The 14,211-nt window shown below is 74.4% G+C and carries 11 protein-coding genes; 4 read left to right on the top strand and 7 right to left on the bottom strand.

Annotation, left to right across the window (positions count from 1 at the left end):
• Positions 1 to 28: 28 nt before the first annotated feature.
• From CBZ_RS14635 to CBZ_RS14620, 4 genes are all read right to left on the bottom strand, one after another.
• Positions 29 to 3,952, bottom strand: coding sequence for a glycoside hydrolase family 2 TIM barrel-domain containing protein (locus CBZ_RS14635; RefSeq protein ID WP_246013419.1), 3,924 nt, complete (start codon positions 3,950 to 3,952; stop codon positions 29 to 31).
• Positions 3,953 to 3,989: 37 nt separating this feature from the next.
• Positions 3,990 to 4,961: a glycoside hydrolase family 43 protein gene (locus CBZ_RS21545; RefSeq protein ID WP_218022781.1), complete on the bottom strand. Its 972-nt coding sequence runs from the start codon at positions 4,959 to 4,961 to the stop codon at positions 3,990 to 3,992.
• Positions 4,962 to 4,965: 4 nt separating this feature from the next.
• Positions 4,966 to 6,741 (bottom strand): glycoside hydrolase family 35 protein, encoded by a 1,776-nt coding sequence (locus CBZ_RS14625; protein ID WP_130782250.1) that lies wholly within the window; start codon positions 6,739 to 6,741, stop codon positions 4,966 to 4,968.
• A gap of 167 nt (positions 6,742 to 6,908) precedes the next feature.
• The gene (locus tag CBZ_RS14620; RefSeq protein ID WP_130782249.1) at positions 6,909 to 8,246 is read right to left on the bottom strand and encodes a glycoside hydrolase family 27 protein; all 1,338 of its coding nucleotides are present in this window, start codon (positions 8,244 to 8,246) and stop codon (positions 6,909 to 6,911) included.
• A gap of 228 nt (positions 8,247 to 8,474) precedes the next feature.
• Between CBZ_RS14620 and CBZ_RS14615 the strand changes: the two genes are divergently transcribed.
• Both CBZ_RS14615 and CBZ_RS14610 read left to right on the top strand, forming a co-directional pair.
• A complete protein-coding gene (locus CBZ_RS14615; protein ID WP_130782248.1) occupies positions 8,475 to 8,690 on the top strand; it encodes a hypothetical protein in 216 nt (71 codons plus the stop codon).
• A gap of 63 nt (positions 8,691 to 8,753) precedes the next feature.
• The gene (locus tag CBZ_RS14610; protein WP_130782247.1) at positions 8,754 to 9,239 is read left to right on the top strand and encodes a nucleoside deaminase; all 486 of its coding nucleotides are present in this window, start codon (positions 8,754 to 8,756) and stop codon (positions 9,237 to 9,239) included.
• A gap of 72 nt (positions 9,240 to 9,311) precedes the next feature.
• Here CBZ_RS14610 and CBZ_RS14605 read toward each other — a convergent pair whose 3' ends face one another.
• Positions 9,312 to 9,746 (bottom strand): DUF5684 domain-containing protein, encoded by a 435-nt coding sequence (locus tag CBZ_RS14605; RefSeq protein WP_130782246.1) that lies wholly within the window; start codon positions 9,744 to 9,746, stop codon positions 9,312 to 9,314.
• A 122-nt stretch (positions 9,747 to 9,868) separates the two neighbouring features.
• Positions 9,869 to 11,293: an APC family permease gene (locus CBZ_RS14600; RefSeq protein WP_130782245.1), complete on the bottom strand. Its 1,425-nt coding sequence runs from the start codon at positions 11,291 to 11,293 to the stop codon at positions 9,869 to 9,871.
• A gap of 232 nt (positions 11,294 to 11,525) precedes the next feature.
• Here CBZ_RS14600 and CBZ_RS14595 point away from each other — a divergent pair, with 232 nt between their 5' ends.
• The gene (locus tag CBZ_RS14595; protein WP_130782244.1) at positions 11,526 to 11,870 is read left to right on the top strand and encodes a YtxH domain-containing protein; all 345 of its coding nucleotides are present in this window, start codon (positions 11,526 to 11,528) and stop codon (positions 11,868 to 11,870) included.
• A 202-nt stretch (positions 11,871 to 12,072) separates the two neighbouring features.
• Here the strand turns inward: CBZ_RS14595 and CBZ_RS14590 are convergent, their stop codons facing one another.
• Complete coding sequence (locus CBZ_RS14590) at positions 12,073 to 12,594, bottom strand: gluconokinase (RefSeq protein WP_218022780.1); 522 nt, start codon at positions 12,592 to 12,594, stop codon at positions 12,073 to 12,075.
• Between the two features lie 176 nt (positions 12,595 to 12,770).
• Between CBZ_RS14590 and CBZ_RS14585 the strand changes: the two genes are divergently transcribed.
• Positions 12,771 to 14,054 carry an MFS transporter gene (locus CBZ_RS14585; RefSeq protein WP_130782243.1) on the top strand — a complete coding sequence of 428 codons (1,284 nt, stop codon included), beginning with the start codon at positions 12,771 to 12,773 and terminating at the stop codon, positions 14,052 to 14,054.
• The last annotated feature ends 157 nt before the right edge of the window (positions 14,055 to 14,211 follow it).

Here is a 14,211-nt window from a genome sequence, read left to right as displayed (position 1 = left end):
CGGGGGGGGGGGGGCGGAGGTCGACGCGTCACGCCGAGAGGCGGACGTGCAGGGTGGCCGTCGTCGGGCGGAGGGCGGCGTTCGACAGGACGCCCGGGCCGCACGCCGCGGATCCGACGCCGTGCTGGGCGGCGTCGACGTGCAGCCACAGCAGCCCGTCGGGCACGAGGTCGTGCGGGTGCGACGCCGCTGCGAGGGCCGCGTCGGACCACGGACGGGCGGTGAGCTCGACGCCCGGCACCGCGTGGCCGCCGACCGTGACGTCCCCGGCGCGCAGCGTGAGCGGGCCGGCGGCGAGGTCGAGCGTCGCGCGGGTGACGCCGCGGCGGGCGCCGTTCTCCTGCGGGTGCGTGTACGGCGTCTGCAGGTCGTCGACGGTGTGCTGCCAGCGGCCCGCGAGCGCGGCGCGCGCGGAGTCGGCGTACGACTCGTGCGGGCCGAGGCCCGCCCAGTCGACGGGGACCGCCCCGGCGGACGGCTGCTCCAGCGCGAGCAGCCACCCGAGCCGCGCGACGGACCCCGGCCAGCGGCCGGTCGGCGTCAGGTGGACGACCAGGTCGGCGGTCGAGGCGTCGACCTCGCGCCACTCGTACCGGACCTGCAGGGCGCAGTCGGAGGCCGCACCCGCGGTGCGGGCGGTCACGACGAGCGCGTCGCCCTCGACGGTCACGGCGTCGACGCGCTCGTGCAGGCGGGTCAGGCCCGCGCGCGTCCACGCCTCGTCGTCGCCGATCCGGTCGTACCAGGAGCGGCGCAGGTCGTTGTCGGTGGGCGCGCGCCAGGCGTCGGCGCGGGCCAGGCGGACGGGGGTGCCGCCGACGGCGACCACGCGGCCGGCGGTGTCGAGCTCGACCGGGCCGACGCGGTGTGCGGCGGCGCCCGCCGAGGACCCGCCCGTCGAGGATCCACCCGTCGACGCCCGCCCGGTCGCGCCGGTCGTGCCGTTCAGGCCGCCCACGGGCGGCAGCGACGCCGCCCGCAGCAGCACCTGCCCGGCGCCGAGGTCGCCGCCGGAGAAGTCGGCCCCCTCGTCCCGGGGCAGCGCACGCAGCACGAACCACACGGCGGCGTGCGGGTCGACCGCGGCGAGGGCGTCGCCGACGACGTCGTCCGCGGCCACGACGACCGACTCCCCGGGCGCCAGGACCGTGCCGACCTTGCCGTCGGCGACGACGTCCCCGTCGGCGACGAGGGACCAGGCGAGCCGGACGTGCGCGGTCGTCGTGAAGGCGTACCGGTTGCGCACGGCGAGCGCGCCGCCGTCGACCGGCCGGACGCTCACCGGCGCGTACACCGCGGCCGTCTCGACGAGGCCTGGCGACGGGGTGCGGTCGGGCAGCAGCAGCCCGTCGGCGATGAACGTGCCGTCGTGCAGCTCCTCGCCGAAGTCGCCGCCGTACCCGTAGAACGGCGTGCCGTCGGCGGTGCGCGTCGCGATGCCGTGGTCGACCCACTCCCAGACGAACCCGCCCATGAGCCGCGGGTGCGCGTCGACGAGGTCGATGTAGTCGGTCAGCCCGCCGGGTCCGTTGCCCATGGCGTGCGCGTACTCGCACAGGACGAACGGCAGGGTCCGGCGGCGCGCGTCGGCGGCGGCGTCGGTCCAGGCGTCCTCCTCGCCGCGGCCGATGAGCGCGACCTCCTGGCTGGTCGGGTACATGCGGGAGTACATGTCGACGTGCACGCTCGACCAGTCGCCCTCGTAGTGCAGCGGGCGGGTGGTGTCGAGCGCCCGGATCGCGTCGGCCATGGCGCCGACGTTGCAGCCCTTGCGGGCCTCGTTGCCGAGCGACCAGATGACGACGCTCGCGTGGTGGGCGTCGCGGCGCACCATGCGGGTGACGCGGTCGACGAGCGCCGCCTCCCAGGTGGGGTCGTCGGTCGGGTTGCCGCGCCAGCCGAGCGGCTCGAACCCGTGCGTCTCGAGGTCGTTCTCGTCCATGACGTACAGGCCGTGCTCGTCGCACAGGTCGAGGAAGTGCGGGTGCGGCGGGTAGTGGCTGGTCCGGACGGCGTTGACGTGGTGCCGCTTCATCAGCAGGACGTCGGCGAGCATCGTCTCCGCGGTGACGGCGCGGCCGCGGGTCGGCTCGAACTCGTGCCGGTTGACGCCGTAGAGCTTCACGGGTGCGCCGTTGACGGTGAAGACGCCGTCGACGACCGCGACCGTCCGGAAGCCCGCGCGCAGCGTGACCGACTCGGCGCCGGTGGACACGACGACGTCGTACAGGCGGGGGCTCTCGGCGCTCCACGGCGCGACCCCGGGGACGCGGACCGTCTCGCCCGCGGCGGCGTCGACGTCGAGCTCGGGGACGCGCACGCGCGCGCCGGCGGCCCCCTCGACCTCGACCCGCAGGACGCCGTCGCCCGTGTGGTGGTCGTAGTCGGCGTGCAGCGTGACGTGCTCGACGCCGCCGCCGGGCCGGTGCTCCAGGTGGACGCTGCGGAAGATGCCCGACAGCCACCACTGGTCCTGGTCCTCGACGTACGTGTGCGCCGACCACTGCGTGACGCGGACCGCGAGCAGGTTGTCGCCGTCGACGAGGACGTCGGTGACGTCGACCTCGGTGGGCAGGCGCGAGCCGTGCGACTGGGCGAGGACGACGCCGTTGACGGCGACCTCGAACCACGAGTCGACGCCCTCGAACCGCACGACGACCCGTCCGCCGTCGCGCCACGCGGCGGGCACGGTGAACGTGCGCCGGTACTCGCCCGTGGGGTTCGCGCGGGGCACGCGCGGCGGGTCGACGGGGATCGGTAACAGCACGTTCGTGTACGCGGGCTTCCCGTACGGCCACGCGTCGGGCGCCTCGGCGAGCTGCCAGTGGCCGGGCACGGCCAGCGTGTCCCAGCCGTCGCCGGGGTCGGCCGGGTCGACGCCCGTGACGGCCTCGTCGAACAGCCGGAAGCGCCACGGGCCGTCGAGGGTCTGCGACGCGGCGTCGGACGCGCCGGCGGGAGGGCGGAACCGGGCGGGTCGGACGCCGGTCGGGGGGACGACCGACTCGTGGTCGGGGCGGGAGGCGATCGCGGCCATGGTGGGCTCCTGGTCGGGGTGGGAGGTCGGGACGGAGGTGGCGGTCGCGGGCGGCAGCGGGTCGACGCCCTCGAGCGTCGGGACGACGGGCAGGAACGTCCCGCCGGCGACGTGCAGCCGGTCGATCGTCGTCTCCCGGTGCGTGCCGTCGCCGTCGGGGATCGCGTGCCGGTGGTAGGCGACGTACCAGTCGCCGGTGTGCGCACGCAGGATCGAGTGGTGCCCGGTGCCGACGATCCCGAGCGACTCGTCCTTCTGCAGGAGCAGCCCGTGCGGCGTCCACGGGCCGTAGGGCGTCGGGCCGGTGGCGTGCGCGACGCGGTAGTCGGCGCTGCGGGTGTCGTCGACCGACCAGGACAGGTGGTACCCGTCGCCGAGCCGGACGACCCAGGGCGCCTCGCGGAAGTCGTCGAGCCCGTCGAGCACGCGGACGTCCGCAGGGTCGTAGCCGACCATGTCGTCGTGCAGCGGCACGACGCGGGCCGTCATGTTGCCCCAGTACAGGTACGCCCGCCTGTCGTCGTCGACGAGCACGGACGGGTCGATCTGCTGCTCGCCGCGGTAGTCGGCCTTGTCGACGAGCGGGCGGCCGATCGCGTCGACGAACGGCCCGGTCGGGGAGTCCGCGACGGCCACGCCGATGCTCTGCGACGCCGTGAAGTAGAAGTAGTAGCGGCCGTCCCGCTCCGCGGCGGTGGGCGCCCACGCGTTGCCGTCCGCCCAGGTCACGTCGGCGGCGACGTCGAGGATCACGCCGTGGTTCGTCCACGACACGAGGTCGGGCGACGACCACACCTCGAACGACGTGCCGGACCAGCCCTCGAACCCGTCGGTCGTCGCGTACAGGTAGTACGTGCCGCCGAACCGGACGAGGGCCGGGTCGGCGTAGTGGCCGGGCAGGACAGGGCTGGGCATCGTCGGACCAGGTCCTCTCAGGGGTGTCTCGGGTGTGTCAGGGGGAGGCGGACCCGAAGGCCCGGCGCACCGCGTCGTGCTCGGCGCGCGTCAGCGCCAGGACCGAGCCGTGCCGGGCGCCCGTCGGCAGGCGGAACGACGTCGACGTCGCCCACTGCGGCGCGTCGAGCGATGCGGACTCGAACGGCACGTACCCGCGCCCGCCGAACTCGTCGACGAGCACGTACCAGCGTTCACCGTCGGGCGACGGCACGACGACGGGTCCCTCGCCGCGCTCGACACCGGGCCCGAGGTCGTTCGCCCGCCCGAGGCCGTCGGTCACGGGCTCGTAGGCGGTGGACCACAGGTCGCGCGACCGCTCGACGGTGATGAACTTCGAGCCGGGCGACGACGCGGACGGGTCGCGCTCGTCCTTCGTGAACCGGTACCACCACCCGTCGTGCCGGACGAGCGTCGAGTCGATGACGGAGTACCCGGGGTCGCTCCACACGCGGGCCTCGGAGAACGTCACGAAGTCCGTCGTCGTCGCGCAGAGCATGCGGTGGTGGCTGTCGCCGTCGTGGCCGGAGTCGGCCGGGTCGTACAGCGTCGACGCCCAGAACACGAAGAACTCGCCGTGCTCGTCGTCCCACACCGCCTCCGGCGCCCACGTGCACCCGGCGGTCTCCGGGGCGACCTCGACGAGCCGCGGCGGCGACCAGCGGACCAGGTCGGGCGACTCCCAGACGACGAGCGACCGGCTGCCGGTGCGGACCGCGGCCGCCCAGTCGTGGTCGGGGTGGATCCGCAGGTCCGTCGCGATCACGTAGAACCGGTCGCCGCCCGGGCTGCGCACGAGGAACGGGTCGCGCACGCCCTGCTCGCCGAGCGTCGAGACGAGGACGGGACGGCCGCCGTGCAGGTCGTCGTAGTGCAGCGGGTCGGCGCCGCGGCTGAGCCCGAACCGGACCTGCTCGCCGTCGGCGGTGTCCTCGCCGGCGAAGTACGCGAACAGGTAGCCGTCGATCACGCGCTCACTCCTCCGTGTGGCCGAGGGCCAGGTCCTCGACGAACGTCACGTGCGATGCCGCCGTGTCGAGCACGAGCACGAGGACCTCGTTGCCCTCGGCGCGCAGCACGGGTGCCGGCACGTACAGGGTGCGCTGCGGTGCGCGCGACCAGAAGCGCCCGAGGCAGAACCCGTTGACCCACACCACACCCTTGCCCCACCCGGCGGTGTCGAGGAAGTGGTCGGCGTCCGGGTCGGGGGTGTCGAACGTGGCGTGCGCGAACGCGGGACCGGCGACGACGCGGCCGTCGACCGGCGCGGCGTCGCGGACGCGCGCGGTGAGCGCGGTGACGTCGTCGAGCGCGAGCGGCTGGACGGCCCAGCGGTCGAGCGTCGCGCCGGACGCGGGCGCGGCGCCGTCGACGCAGGCCGGGCCGATCAGCCCCTTCGGCTCCCCGATCCGCGGCCCGTAGTTGACGCGCCCCTGGTCCTCGACCAGCACCTCCAGACGACCGCCGCGCGGCAGGACCGCCCGGTGCTCGCCCAGGTCGCGGCTCAGGACGGCGACGGGCTCGCGGTCGACGAACACCTGCGCGCGGTCGCGGACCTCGGCGAGGTCGAGGACGCCGGGGGCGACGTCGTCGAGCGCCCGGTAGAGGGTGAGCCCGTCGTACTGGCCGAGCTCGTCGACGGTCGGCAGGTGGTCGTGCAGCTCGGTCGGGCCGAGGACGTCGAGGACGTCCCACAGCGGCGCGACGGTCGTCAGCGGGACGGTGAACGCGGGCCCGGGGACGTGCGCGGCGGGTGCGGTGGACGCGGGCACGTCGGCGTACCGGGCGATGACCTCGCGGAACGCCCAGTACTTCGCGGTGGGTCGGCCGGCCTCGTCGAGGGGGGCGTCGTAGTCGTAGCTCGTGACGATGGGGACGTAGGTGCCCTTGTCGTTGGCACCGTTGGTGAAGCCGAAGTTGGTGCCGCCGCACAGCATGTAGAGGTTGACGGACGCCCCGGCGGCGAGCAGCTCGTCGAGCTCGCCCGCCGACGCGAGCGGGTCGGTCGTGTGGTGGTGCAGGCCCCACGAGTCGAACCAGCCGTCCCAGAACTCGGCGCACATGAGCGGCCCGGTCGGCTGGTGCTCGCGCAGGGTCGCGAGGCGCTCGGTGGCGCGCGACCCGAACGACCCGGTCTTGTGCAGGTCGGGCAGGCTGCCGTTCTCGAGCATCCACGGCTCGGGCTGGTCGATGGTCGTCAGCGGCGTCGTGATGCCGGTGTCGCGCAGCAGCGTGACGAGCGCGCGCAGGTAGTCCTTGTCGTCGCCGTAGGCGCCGTACTCGTTCTCGACCTGGACGAGGACGACGGGTCCGCCGCGGTCGACCTGTCGCGGGACGACGATCTCCGCGACGGCCTCGTAGTACTCCTGGATGGCCTTGAGGTAGGTCGACTCGTGCCGGCGGACCGCGGCGCCCGCGGTGAACAGCCAGCCGGGCAGCCCGCCGCCGGTCCACTCGGCGCAGATGTACGGGCCGGGCCGGACGATGGCGTGCATGCCCTGCGCGGCGACCTCGTCGAGGAACCGGCCGAGGTCGAGGATCCCGTCGGTGCGGAACTCGCCGCGCACGGGCGAGTGCGCGTTCCACGGGATGTACGTCTCGATGGTGTTGAGGCCGAGCTCGCGGGCCCGGACGAGGCGGTCGCGCCACTGGTCCGGGTGGATCCGGAAGTAGTGCAGGGCGCCCGACAGGATGCGGACGGGCTGTCCGTCGAGGAGGAAGTGCTCCTCGCCGATCTCGAACCGGCTCATGGTCCTGTCGTACCTCTTGTCCTCGTCGACACGGGCGGTCATCAGTCGGCCGGCGTGCTCGGCGAGACGATCGACTGCAGATTCCAACCCTTAGTCTGAGGGTCGAAAGAAATGCCGTCAACCCGGTCGAGCAGGTCGTCGAGGGTGGTCGGGCGAACCCCGGCCCGTCAGGCCGTCGGCGTGCAGCGCAGCAGCACCGCGCCGTGCGGCTCGAGGTCCAGGTGCAGCGCCGCGCTGCCCGGCGCGACCCCGCGGGCGTCGTCGCTCTGCACCGCGACCGCCGACGTCCGCACCGGCGACCCGCTCCACAGCTCGACGACCTCGCCGCCGACGCCGCCACCCGCCGCGACCGGCAGCCCGACGTTCAGCGCGTCCACCGCGACCGCGCGCGGCACGTCGTGCAGGTTGAACGCCGCGACGTACCGCACGCCGTCCGGACCGTCCGCCGTCCACAGCACCAGGCCGTCCTCGCGGAACACCTCCCGGTTCCCGCTCGACGCCGCGTGCACCGCCAGCACGTCCGCGTTCTGCAGCAGCGCCACCGTCGCCGGGTCCGACGTCGGCAGGTCCCCGCCGACCATGAGCGGGGAGCGCGCGACGACCCACAGCGTCAGCAGCGTGACCCGCTCCGCGGGCGTCAGCAGGTCGTGCCGCGGCTCACCACGCTCCGCCCGGATCCCGACCCGGCCCAGCGGCAGCATGTCGCCGTCCGGCCACCCCTGCTCGCCCGCGAACGGCGCCCACCGCGCGAACCGTGCGAAGTTCGCCTCGACGTCCTCCCACCGGTCCCACAGGTCGTCGCAGATGCGCCACATCGTGGCGTGCTCCCGCAGGTGGTCCAGCCGGGCCAGCGACAGGTCCCGCCCGGGCGACAGGCTCAGCTCGATCGGCCGGCCCGTGCGCGCGATCGCCCGCGCGTACGCCTCGATGTCCGCCGCCTGGTACGGCCACAGCATGTCGTCGGTCTTGAGGAAGTCGACGCCCCACCCCGCGTACAGGTCGAGCGTCGAGTCGTAGTACGCCTGCGCGGCGGGGTGCGTGTGGTCCAGGCCGAGCATGTCGGGGTTCCACTCGCAGACGTTCGTCGCGTCGGCCACGTCCGCCGCCGTCGCGCCGTCGCCGCCGAGCACCGGGGTGCGCTGCTCGACCGCGCCGCGCGGGATGCCGCGCATCGTGTGGATCCCGAACTTCAGCCCGAGCGCGTGCACCTTCGCCGCGAGCGGCCCGAACCCGGCTCCGTCGGCGGCGCTGGGGAACCGGCCCGGGTCCGGCAGCAGCCGCCCGTGCTCGTCCATCTCCAGCGGCGCGCCCGCGTTGTAGCCGTGCGACCGGGCCGTCGGGTCCGACCAGTCGATGTCGACCACGACGGTGTCCCAGCCGAACGGCAGCAGGTGCTCCGCCATGAACTCGGCGTTCGCGAGGACCTCCGCCTCGGTCACGGTGGTGCCGTAGCAGTCCCAGCTGTTCCAGCCCATCGGGGGTCGGCGGGAGGGCGTCGTCGCCATGTGTACGTCTCCGGTCTGCGCTCGCGGACGGTCCGACGGGCGCGGCGGTGGTCGCGGCGGCGTCGGCGTTCCGCGGAATGTTAACGCTCACATGTCGGGAGTCGCGTGCCGGGGCATCGATTCCGGTCACGACGGCGTTCCGCCCTAGGGTGGCGGCAGACGCCCGCGGCCCCCGCCGGCACCGCACGACGACCCGGGCCGGCAGGCACCACGACCGAGGGCAGAGGCATGGCGTTCGACAGGTTCGACCGGTTCAACGAGAAGGTCACGCTCTTCTTCCTGAAGTTCGTCGGACCCCCGTCGACGGCCGCCCCCGACCACCGTGGCCGCGTCGTCACCGAGGACGAGGTCGCGCGCGAGACGCACGCCCGCCAGGCGTTCGAGCGGGTCGTCGGGCCGGACGGCAAGGCGTACCTGGTGGAGCGCGACGGCCCGACGGGCTGAGCCCGCGGCCGGGCCTGCGCCCGACGTCGCGGCACCGCCGGCGGACCGGGCTAGGGTCGCCGTATGGCCGTCTCCGACGTCGACCTGGTGCACCTGCGACGGTGCGTCGCGCTCGCGCGGGAAGCGCTCGACGACGGCGACGAGCCGTTCGGGTCGGTGCTCGTCGACGCCGACGGGACCGTCCTGCTGGAGGACCGCAACCGCGTCAAGGACGGCGACGGCACCCGCCACCCCGAGCTCGAGATCGCCCGCTGGGCGGCCGCGCACCTGCCGCCGGAGCGCCGCGCCGCCTGCACCGTGTACACGTCGGGCGAGCACTGCCCCATGTGCGCCGCCGCGCACGGGTGGGCCGGGCTCGGGCGGATCGTCTACGTCGCGTCGAGCGGGCAGCTCGTGGCGTGGCGCCGCGGGTGGGGCCTGCCGCCCGGCCCCGTCGCGCCGCTGCCGCTGCGGGCCGTCGTGCCGGGCGTGGTCGTCGACGGACCCGTCGAGCCGCTGGTCGACGAGGTGTGCGTGCTGCACCGCGCGCACGCCGACCGGCACCGCTGAGCACCCCGGGACGACGAACGGGCGGGCTGCCGGAGTGCCGGCACGCCCGCCCGTCGTGGCGGATCAGAGGTGTCAGACGTAGCTGGCCGCGCCGCCGGGGCGGACCTCGGTGCCACCCGGACCGGCGTACTGCGAGCCGCCGTAGCTGAGCACGAAGTAGAAGATGATCGGCAGCAGGAACAGGCCGACCGCGAAGGCGCCGCCCTGGCCGAACGACTTCGCGAGCGCGATGGAGACGAGCACCAGCACCACGATGTTGACCACCGGGATGATGAGGAGCAGCAGCCACCACCAGGGCTTCCCGGAGATCTTCAGCAGGACGACGGTGTTGTAGATCGGCACCCACGCGGCCCAGGCGGGCTCGCCGGCCTTCGTGAACATGCCCTGGAGGGAGAGCGCGGCGATCACGTAACCGATGACCGAGCCGATGAACGCGCCGACGCCGGCGCCGGCAGCAGCGGCCGCCGAGTCCGTGGACGTGGAGGCGAGCGTGGTGAGGGTGAACATGGCGCTCACCGTAGCGACGACTTCGGGCGAACGAGGACAGAACGGTCAGAGTTCGCCCGTTGGGCCGAACCGGTGGACACCCGGGCGTCATCCCGGCCGGGTCGGGGGCGCGTCGGAGGTGGTCAGACGCGCGACGCGTCGCCCGCCTCGGCACCCGAGCGCGCGACGACCGCCCGGTTGACGACGTACAGGACGACGCCGATCGCGAGCAGCACGCCCGCGCGCAGGTAGACCGCCGGGTCGCGGCCCGTGAGCGGCGACGCGAGCACGAGCGAGACGACCGCCCCGGCGACGGGGGCCCAGGTGGGCGCACGGAACGTGGAACGGCGACGGTCGTCGGTGCCGTCCGCGCTCCCGGCGTCGTCCCCGGAGTCGTCCTCGGCGTCGTCGGGGTGGCGACGCAGCACCAGCACCGACACGTTGACCGTCGCGAACACCAGCAGCAGGAGCAGGACCGTCGTGTCGGCCAGTCCCGCGAGGTCGCCCGTCGACACCAGCGTGAGGGCGACGACCACGGTGAACGCGATCGCGACGTACGGCGTCTGCCGGTGCCCGACGCGACCGAGCACGCCCGGCACGATGCCCTCGCGCGACATCCCGTAGACCAGCCGGGACGCCATGAGCATGTTGATGAGCGCCGTGTTCGACACCGCGAGCAGCGCGATCACCGCGAACAGCCCGGGTGGGAACGCCAGGCCCGCGACCTTGACGACCTCGAGCAGCGGCCCGGTCGACTCCGCGAGGACGTCGGTCTCGACGAGCATCGCCGACGTGAACGCCACCCCGACGTAGACGACGCCCGCGACCGCCAGCCCGCCGAACAGCGCGCGCGGGAAGTCGCGCCGCGGCGCCCGGCACTCCTCGGCCAGGTTGACCGAGTCCTCGAACCCGAGCAGCGCGTAGAACGCGAGGGCCGTCGCGCCGAGGACCGCGACCCAGGGCGTGCCGTCGGTCTCGAGCACGAACGCGCGCGACGGGTCGCCGTCGCCCTGGACGAGCGCCCACGCGCCGATCGCGAGGATCACCAGCAGGCCGGTCGCCTCGACGATCGTCAGGACGACGTTGACGCGCACCGACTCGGAGATCCCCAGCAGGTTGACGCCCGTGATGACGAGCAGGAAGAACCACGCCGCGACCAGCGTCGGGACGGTGACGAACTCCGCCAGGTAGTCGCCGCCGAACGCCCGGGCGGCGGCGCTGGCGCTCGTGACGCCCGACATCATCACCGCGAACGCCACGAGGAACGTGAGGAACGGCCGGCGGAACGCCCGGTGCGCGTACAGGGCAGCCCCTGCCGCCTTCGGGTACCGGGCGACGAGCTCCGCGTACGCCGTCGCCGTGAGCGTCGCCAGCACGAACGCGCACACGAACGGCAGCCAGACCATGCCGCCGACCTCGGCCGCGACCTTGCCGGTCAGCGCGTAGATGCCGGCGCCGAGGATGTCCCCGACGACGAACAGCAGCAGGACCTTGCGCCCGATGCTGCGGCGCAGCGCGGGCTCGTCGCCCGTGCCCGCCGTCGTGGTCGTCGTGCTCTCGTCGCTCATCGAGACCCCCTGGTCGCCGTGCCGCCAGTGTCGACCCGGACCGCGAGGGCCGCGCGGGGACCGGTGCGCGGCGGGTCGGGGCACGGGTCGGCGAGCCGGCCCGGCCCGGCTCTGGACGGCCGTCCGCTCGGCGCGCGCGACGGCGGGGTCCTGCATACGCTCGGACCTTCGACCACCGGCGACGTGCCACCTGCGGCGCGCGACGCCGGACCGGACCTCGGGAGGACTGCGCATGAAGGGCAAGCTGGCATTCGTCGCCGGTGCCGGGCTCGGGTACCTGCTCGGGACCCGCGCCGGACGAGGGCAGTTCGAGAAGATCAAGGGCTGGGCGAACGACGTCTGGCAGGACCCGCGCGTCCAGGGCTACGTCCAGGACGTCGAGGGCCAGGCCACGGCGTTCGCGAAGCAGCAGGGCGTCGCGCTCAAGGACAAGGCCGTCGAGGCCGCCAAGCAGGCCGTCGCGGGCGGTGCCCCGTGGAAGCCGTCGGGCAGCACGCCCGAGGCCGACGACCCGACGCCGGACGTCCGCGCGGGCGAGCCGGTCATCGACGTGGGCGACGCCCGCACGCGCCCCTGACGTCGGTCGTCGCCCGTCCTGGCTGGGGAGTCGGCGGGCGGCACGACGGGCACGACGACGACGCACCCCCGCACGGCCACCGGCACCGCGGGGGTGCGTCGTCCTGCGTGCGGGGTCCGGCGGCCGGGGCGTCGGGGTGCGTCGGTCTGCGTGCGGGGGTCTGGCGGCCGCGGCGTCGGGGTGCGTCGGCCTGTGTGCCGGGTCAGACGGCCGGGGCGTCCTGCGCGGCCAGCGCGTCGAGGACCGCCGCCGCAGTCGCGCCGGGCGCGGCCTGGACGTGGACGTCGAGCCCGTCCTCGTCGGGTGCGAGGGGCTCGAGCGTCGCGAGCTGCGACTCCAGCAGCGTCGCGGGCATGAAGTGGCCGCGACGTCCCGCCATCCGCCGCGCGAGCTCGTCGGGCGGCACCGCGAGGTGCACGAACCGCACGCGGCCCTCGGCGGTCCGCAGCACGTCGCGGTAGGCACGCCGCAGCGCCGAGCAGGCGACGACCGTCGGGCGTCCCGCCTGGGCGTGCTCCGTCATCGCGCCGGCGACCAGCCGCAGCCACGGCTCCCGGTCGGCGTCGGTCAGGGGGACGCCGGAGCGCATCTTCTCGACGTTCGCCGGCGGGTGCAGGTCGTCGCCCTCGACGAACGCCGCGCCGAGCTCGTCGGCGAGCAGGTGCCCGACGGTCGTCTTCCCCGTCCCGGACACCCCCATGACGACGACGTGCTCCACACCCACCGCTCCACCTCCGGTCGAACCGACACCGCCGCCACCTTCCCACGCCGCGACGCGACCCCCACTCTCCGGAACCCCCGCGAGGTCGTGACATCCGACCGAGATCGTCACCTGCAGGTACCGACCTCGGTCGGAAGTCACGATCTCGGCGGAGGGGGCGCGACGTAGGGTGGCCCGCGATGTCCTCCCTCGTCGTCGACATGACGCCCCTGCGTGTCAGCCCCGCGTTCCGTCGGCTCTGGTGGGGGCTGTCCGTCTCCAACCTCGGCACGCAGCTCACGGTCGTCGCGGTCGGCCTGCAGGTGTACGACCTGACCGGGTCCACGTTCTCCGTCGGCGTCCTCGGCCTGTGCGCGCTCGTCCCGCTCGTCGCGTTCGGCCTCTACGGCGGCGCGGTCGTCGACCACTACGACCGCCGCCGGGTCGCGCTCGTCGCGTCGGTCGTGTCGTGGGTCGTCGTGCTCGGCCTCGCGGTGCAGGCGTGGTCCGGCAACGAGCACGTCGGTCTGCTGTACGCGCTGGTCGCGGTCCAGTCGGCGGCCGGTGCCGTGAACGGCCCGGCGCGGACCGCGATCATCCCGCGCCTGCTCGACCCGACCCTCCTGCCCGCCGCAAACGCCCTGCAGACGACCGGGTGGAACGTCGCGCTGACCGTCGGGCCGCTGCTCGGCGCAGGGCTCGTCGCGTGGCTCGGGTACGGCGCGGCGTACACGCTCGACGCGCTGCTGTTCACGTTCGCGCTCGCGGCCCTGCTGCGCCTGCCGCCCGTCCCGCCCGAGCCGTCGTCGACGCGGCGGGCGCGCGTCGGGCTCGGGTCGGTCGTCGACGGGCTGCGCTACCTGGGGACGCAGCGCAACGTCCGCATGACGTTCGCCGTCGACCTGGTCGCGATGATCACCGCGTCGCCGCGCGTCCTGTTCCCCGCCGTCGGGCTGCTCTACCTGGGCGGCGGCGAGACGACGACGGGCGTCGTCACGGCCGCGGTGGCCGTCGGGGCGGTGCTGGCCGGGGTGTTCTCCGGGCCGCTCGTGCACGTCCGGTGGCAGGGGCGGATCATCACCGTCGCGATCGTCGTGTGGGGGCTCGCGATCGCCGGTTTCGGCGCGGTCCTCGTCACCGTGCGGCCCGACCAGCCCGACCAGGTCCTGTGGGGTGCGCTCGCGCTCGCGGTGCTCATGCTGGTGGTCGCCGGGGCGTCCGACGCGATCAGCTCGGTGTTCCGGCAGAGCATCCTGCAGACCGCGACGCCCGACGACATGCGCGGGCGGCTGCAGGGGGTGTTCGTGGTCGTGGTCGCGGGTGGTCCGCGGCTCGGCGAGCTGCTGCTCGGCGGTCTGGCGACGCGGGTCGGCGAGGGCTGGACGGCGGTCGTCGGCGGCCTGACGTGCGTCGTCCTGGTGACCCTGCTCGTCCGCGCGCAGCGCTCGTTCTGGTCGTACGACGCCCACCACCCCACCCCCTGACCCCACCCGGGCCCACCCCTGACCCCACCCCGGCCCACCGCCGCCCTCACCTCACCCCACCCCTCACCCCACCCCTCACCCCACCCCTCACCCCACCCCTCACCCCACCCCTCACCCCGCCCATCCCCACTGCCCGCGAGTTCGCCGATTCGTGCCG

The sequence above is a fragment of the Cellulomonas biazotea genome (assembly GCF_004306155.1).
Classification (GTDB): Bacteria; Actinomycetota; Actinomycetes; order Actinomycetales; family Cellulomonadaceae; genus Cellulomonas; species Cellulomonas biazotea.
The sequence above is the reverse complement of the archived record's forward strand: the minus strand, read 5'-3'. Positions and strand labels throughout refer to the sequence as shown.

Excerpts from the sequence above, each read along its gene's own strand:
- CBZ_RS14635 (WP_246013419.1), bottom strand. The coding sequence starts at position 3,952 with ATGCCCAGCCCTGTCCTGCCCGGCCACTACGCCGACCCGGCCCTCGTC.
- CBZ_RS14625 (WP_130782250.1), bottom strand. The coding sequence starts at position 6,741 with ATGAGCCGGTTCGAGATCGGCGAGGAGCACTTCCTCCTCGACGGACAG.
- CBZ_RS14620 (WP_130782249.1), bottom strand. The coding sequence starts at position 8,246 with ATGGCGACGACGCCCTCCCGCCGACCCCCGATGGGCTGGAACAGCTGG.
- CBZ_RS14615 (WP_130782248.1), top strand. The coding sequence starts at position 8,475 with ATGGCGTTCGACAGGTTCGACCGGTTCAACGAGAAGGTCACGCTCTTC.
- CBZ_RS14610 (WP_130782247.1), top strand. The coding sequence starts at position 8,754 with ATGGCCGTCTCCGACGTCGACCTGGTGCACCTGCGACGGTGCGTCGCG.
- CBZ_RS14605 (WP_130782246.1), bottom strand. The coding sequence starts at position 9,746 with ATGTTCACCCTCACCACGCTCGCCTCCACGTCCACGGACTCGGCGGCC.
- CBZ_RS14600 (WP_130782245.1), bottom strand. The coding sequence starts at position 11,293 with ATGAGCGACGAGAGCACGACGACCACGACGGCGGGCACGGGCGACGAG.
- CBZ_RS14595 (WP_130782244.1), top strand. The coding sequence starts at position 11,526 with ATGAAGGGCAAGCTGGCATTCGTCGCCGGTGCCGGGCTCGGGTACCTG.
- CBZ_RS14585 (WP_130782243.1), top strand. The coding sequence starts at position 12,771 with ATGTCCTCCCTCGTCGTCGACATGACGCCCCTGCGTGTCAGCCCCGCG.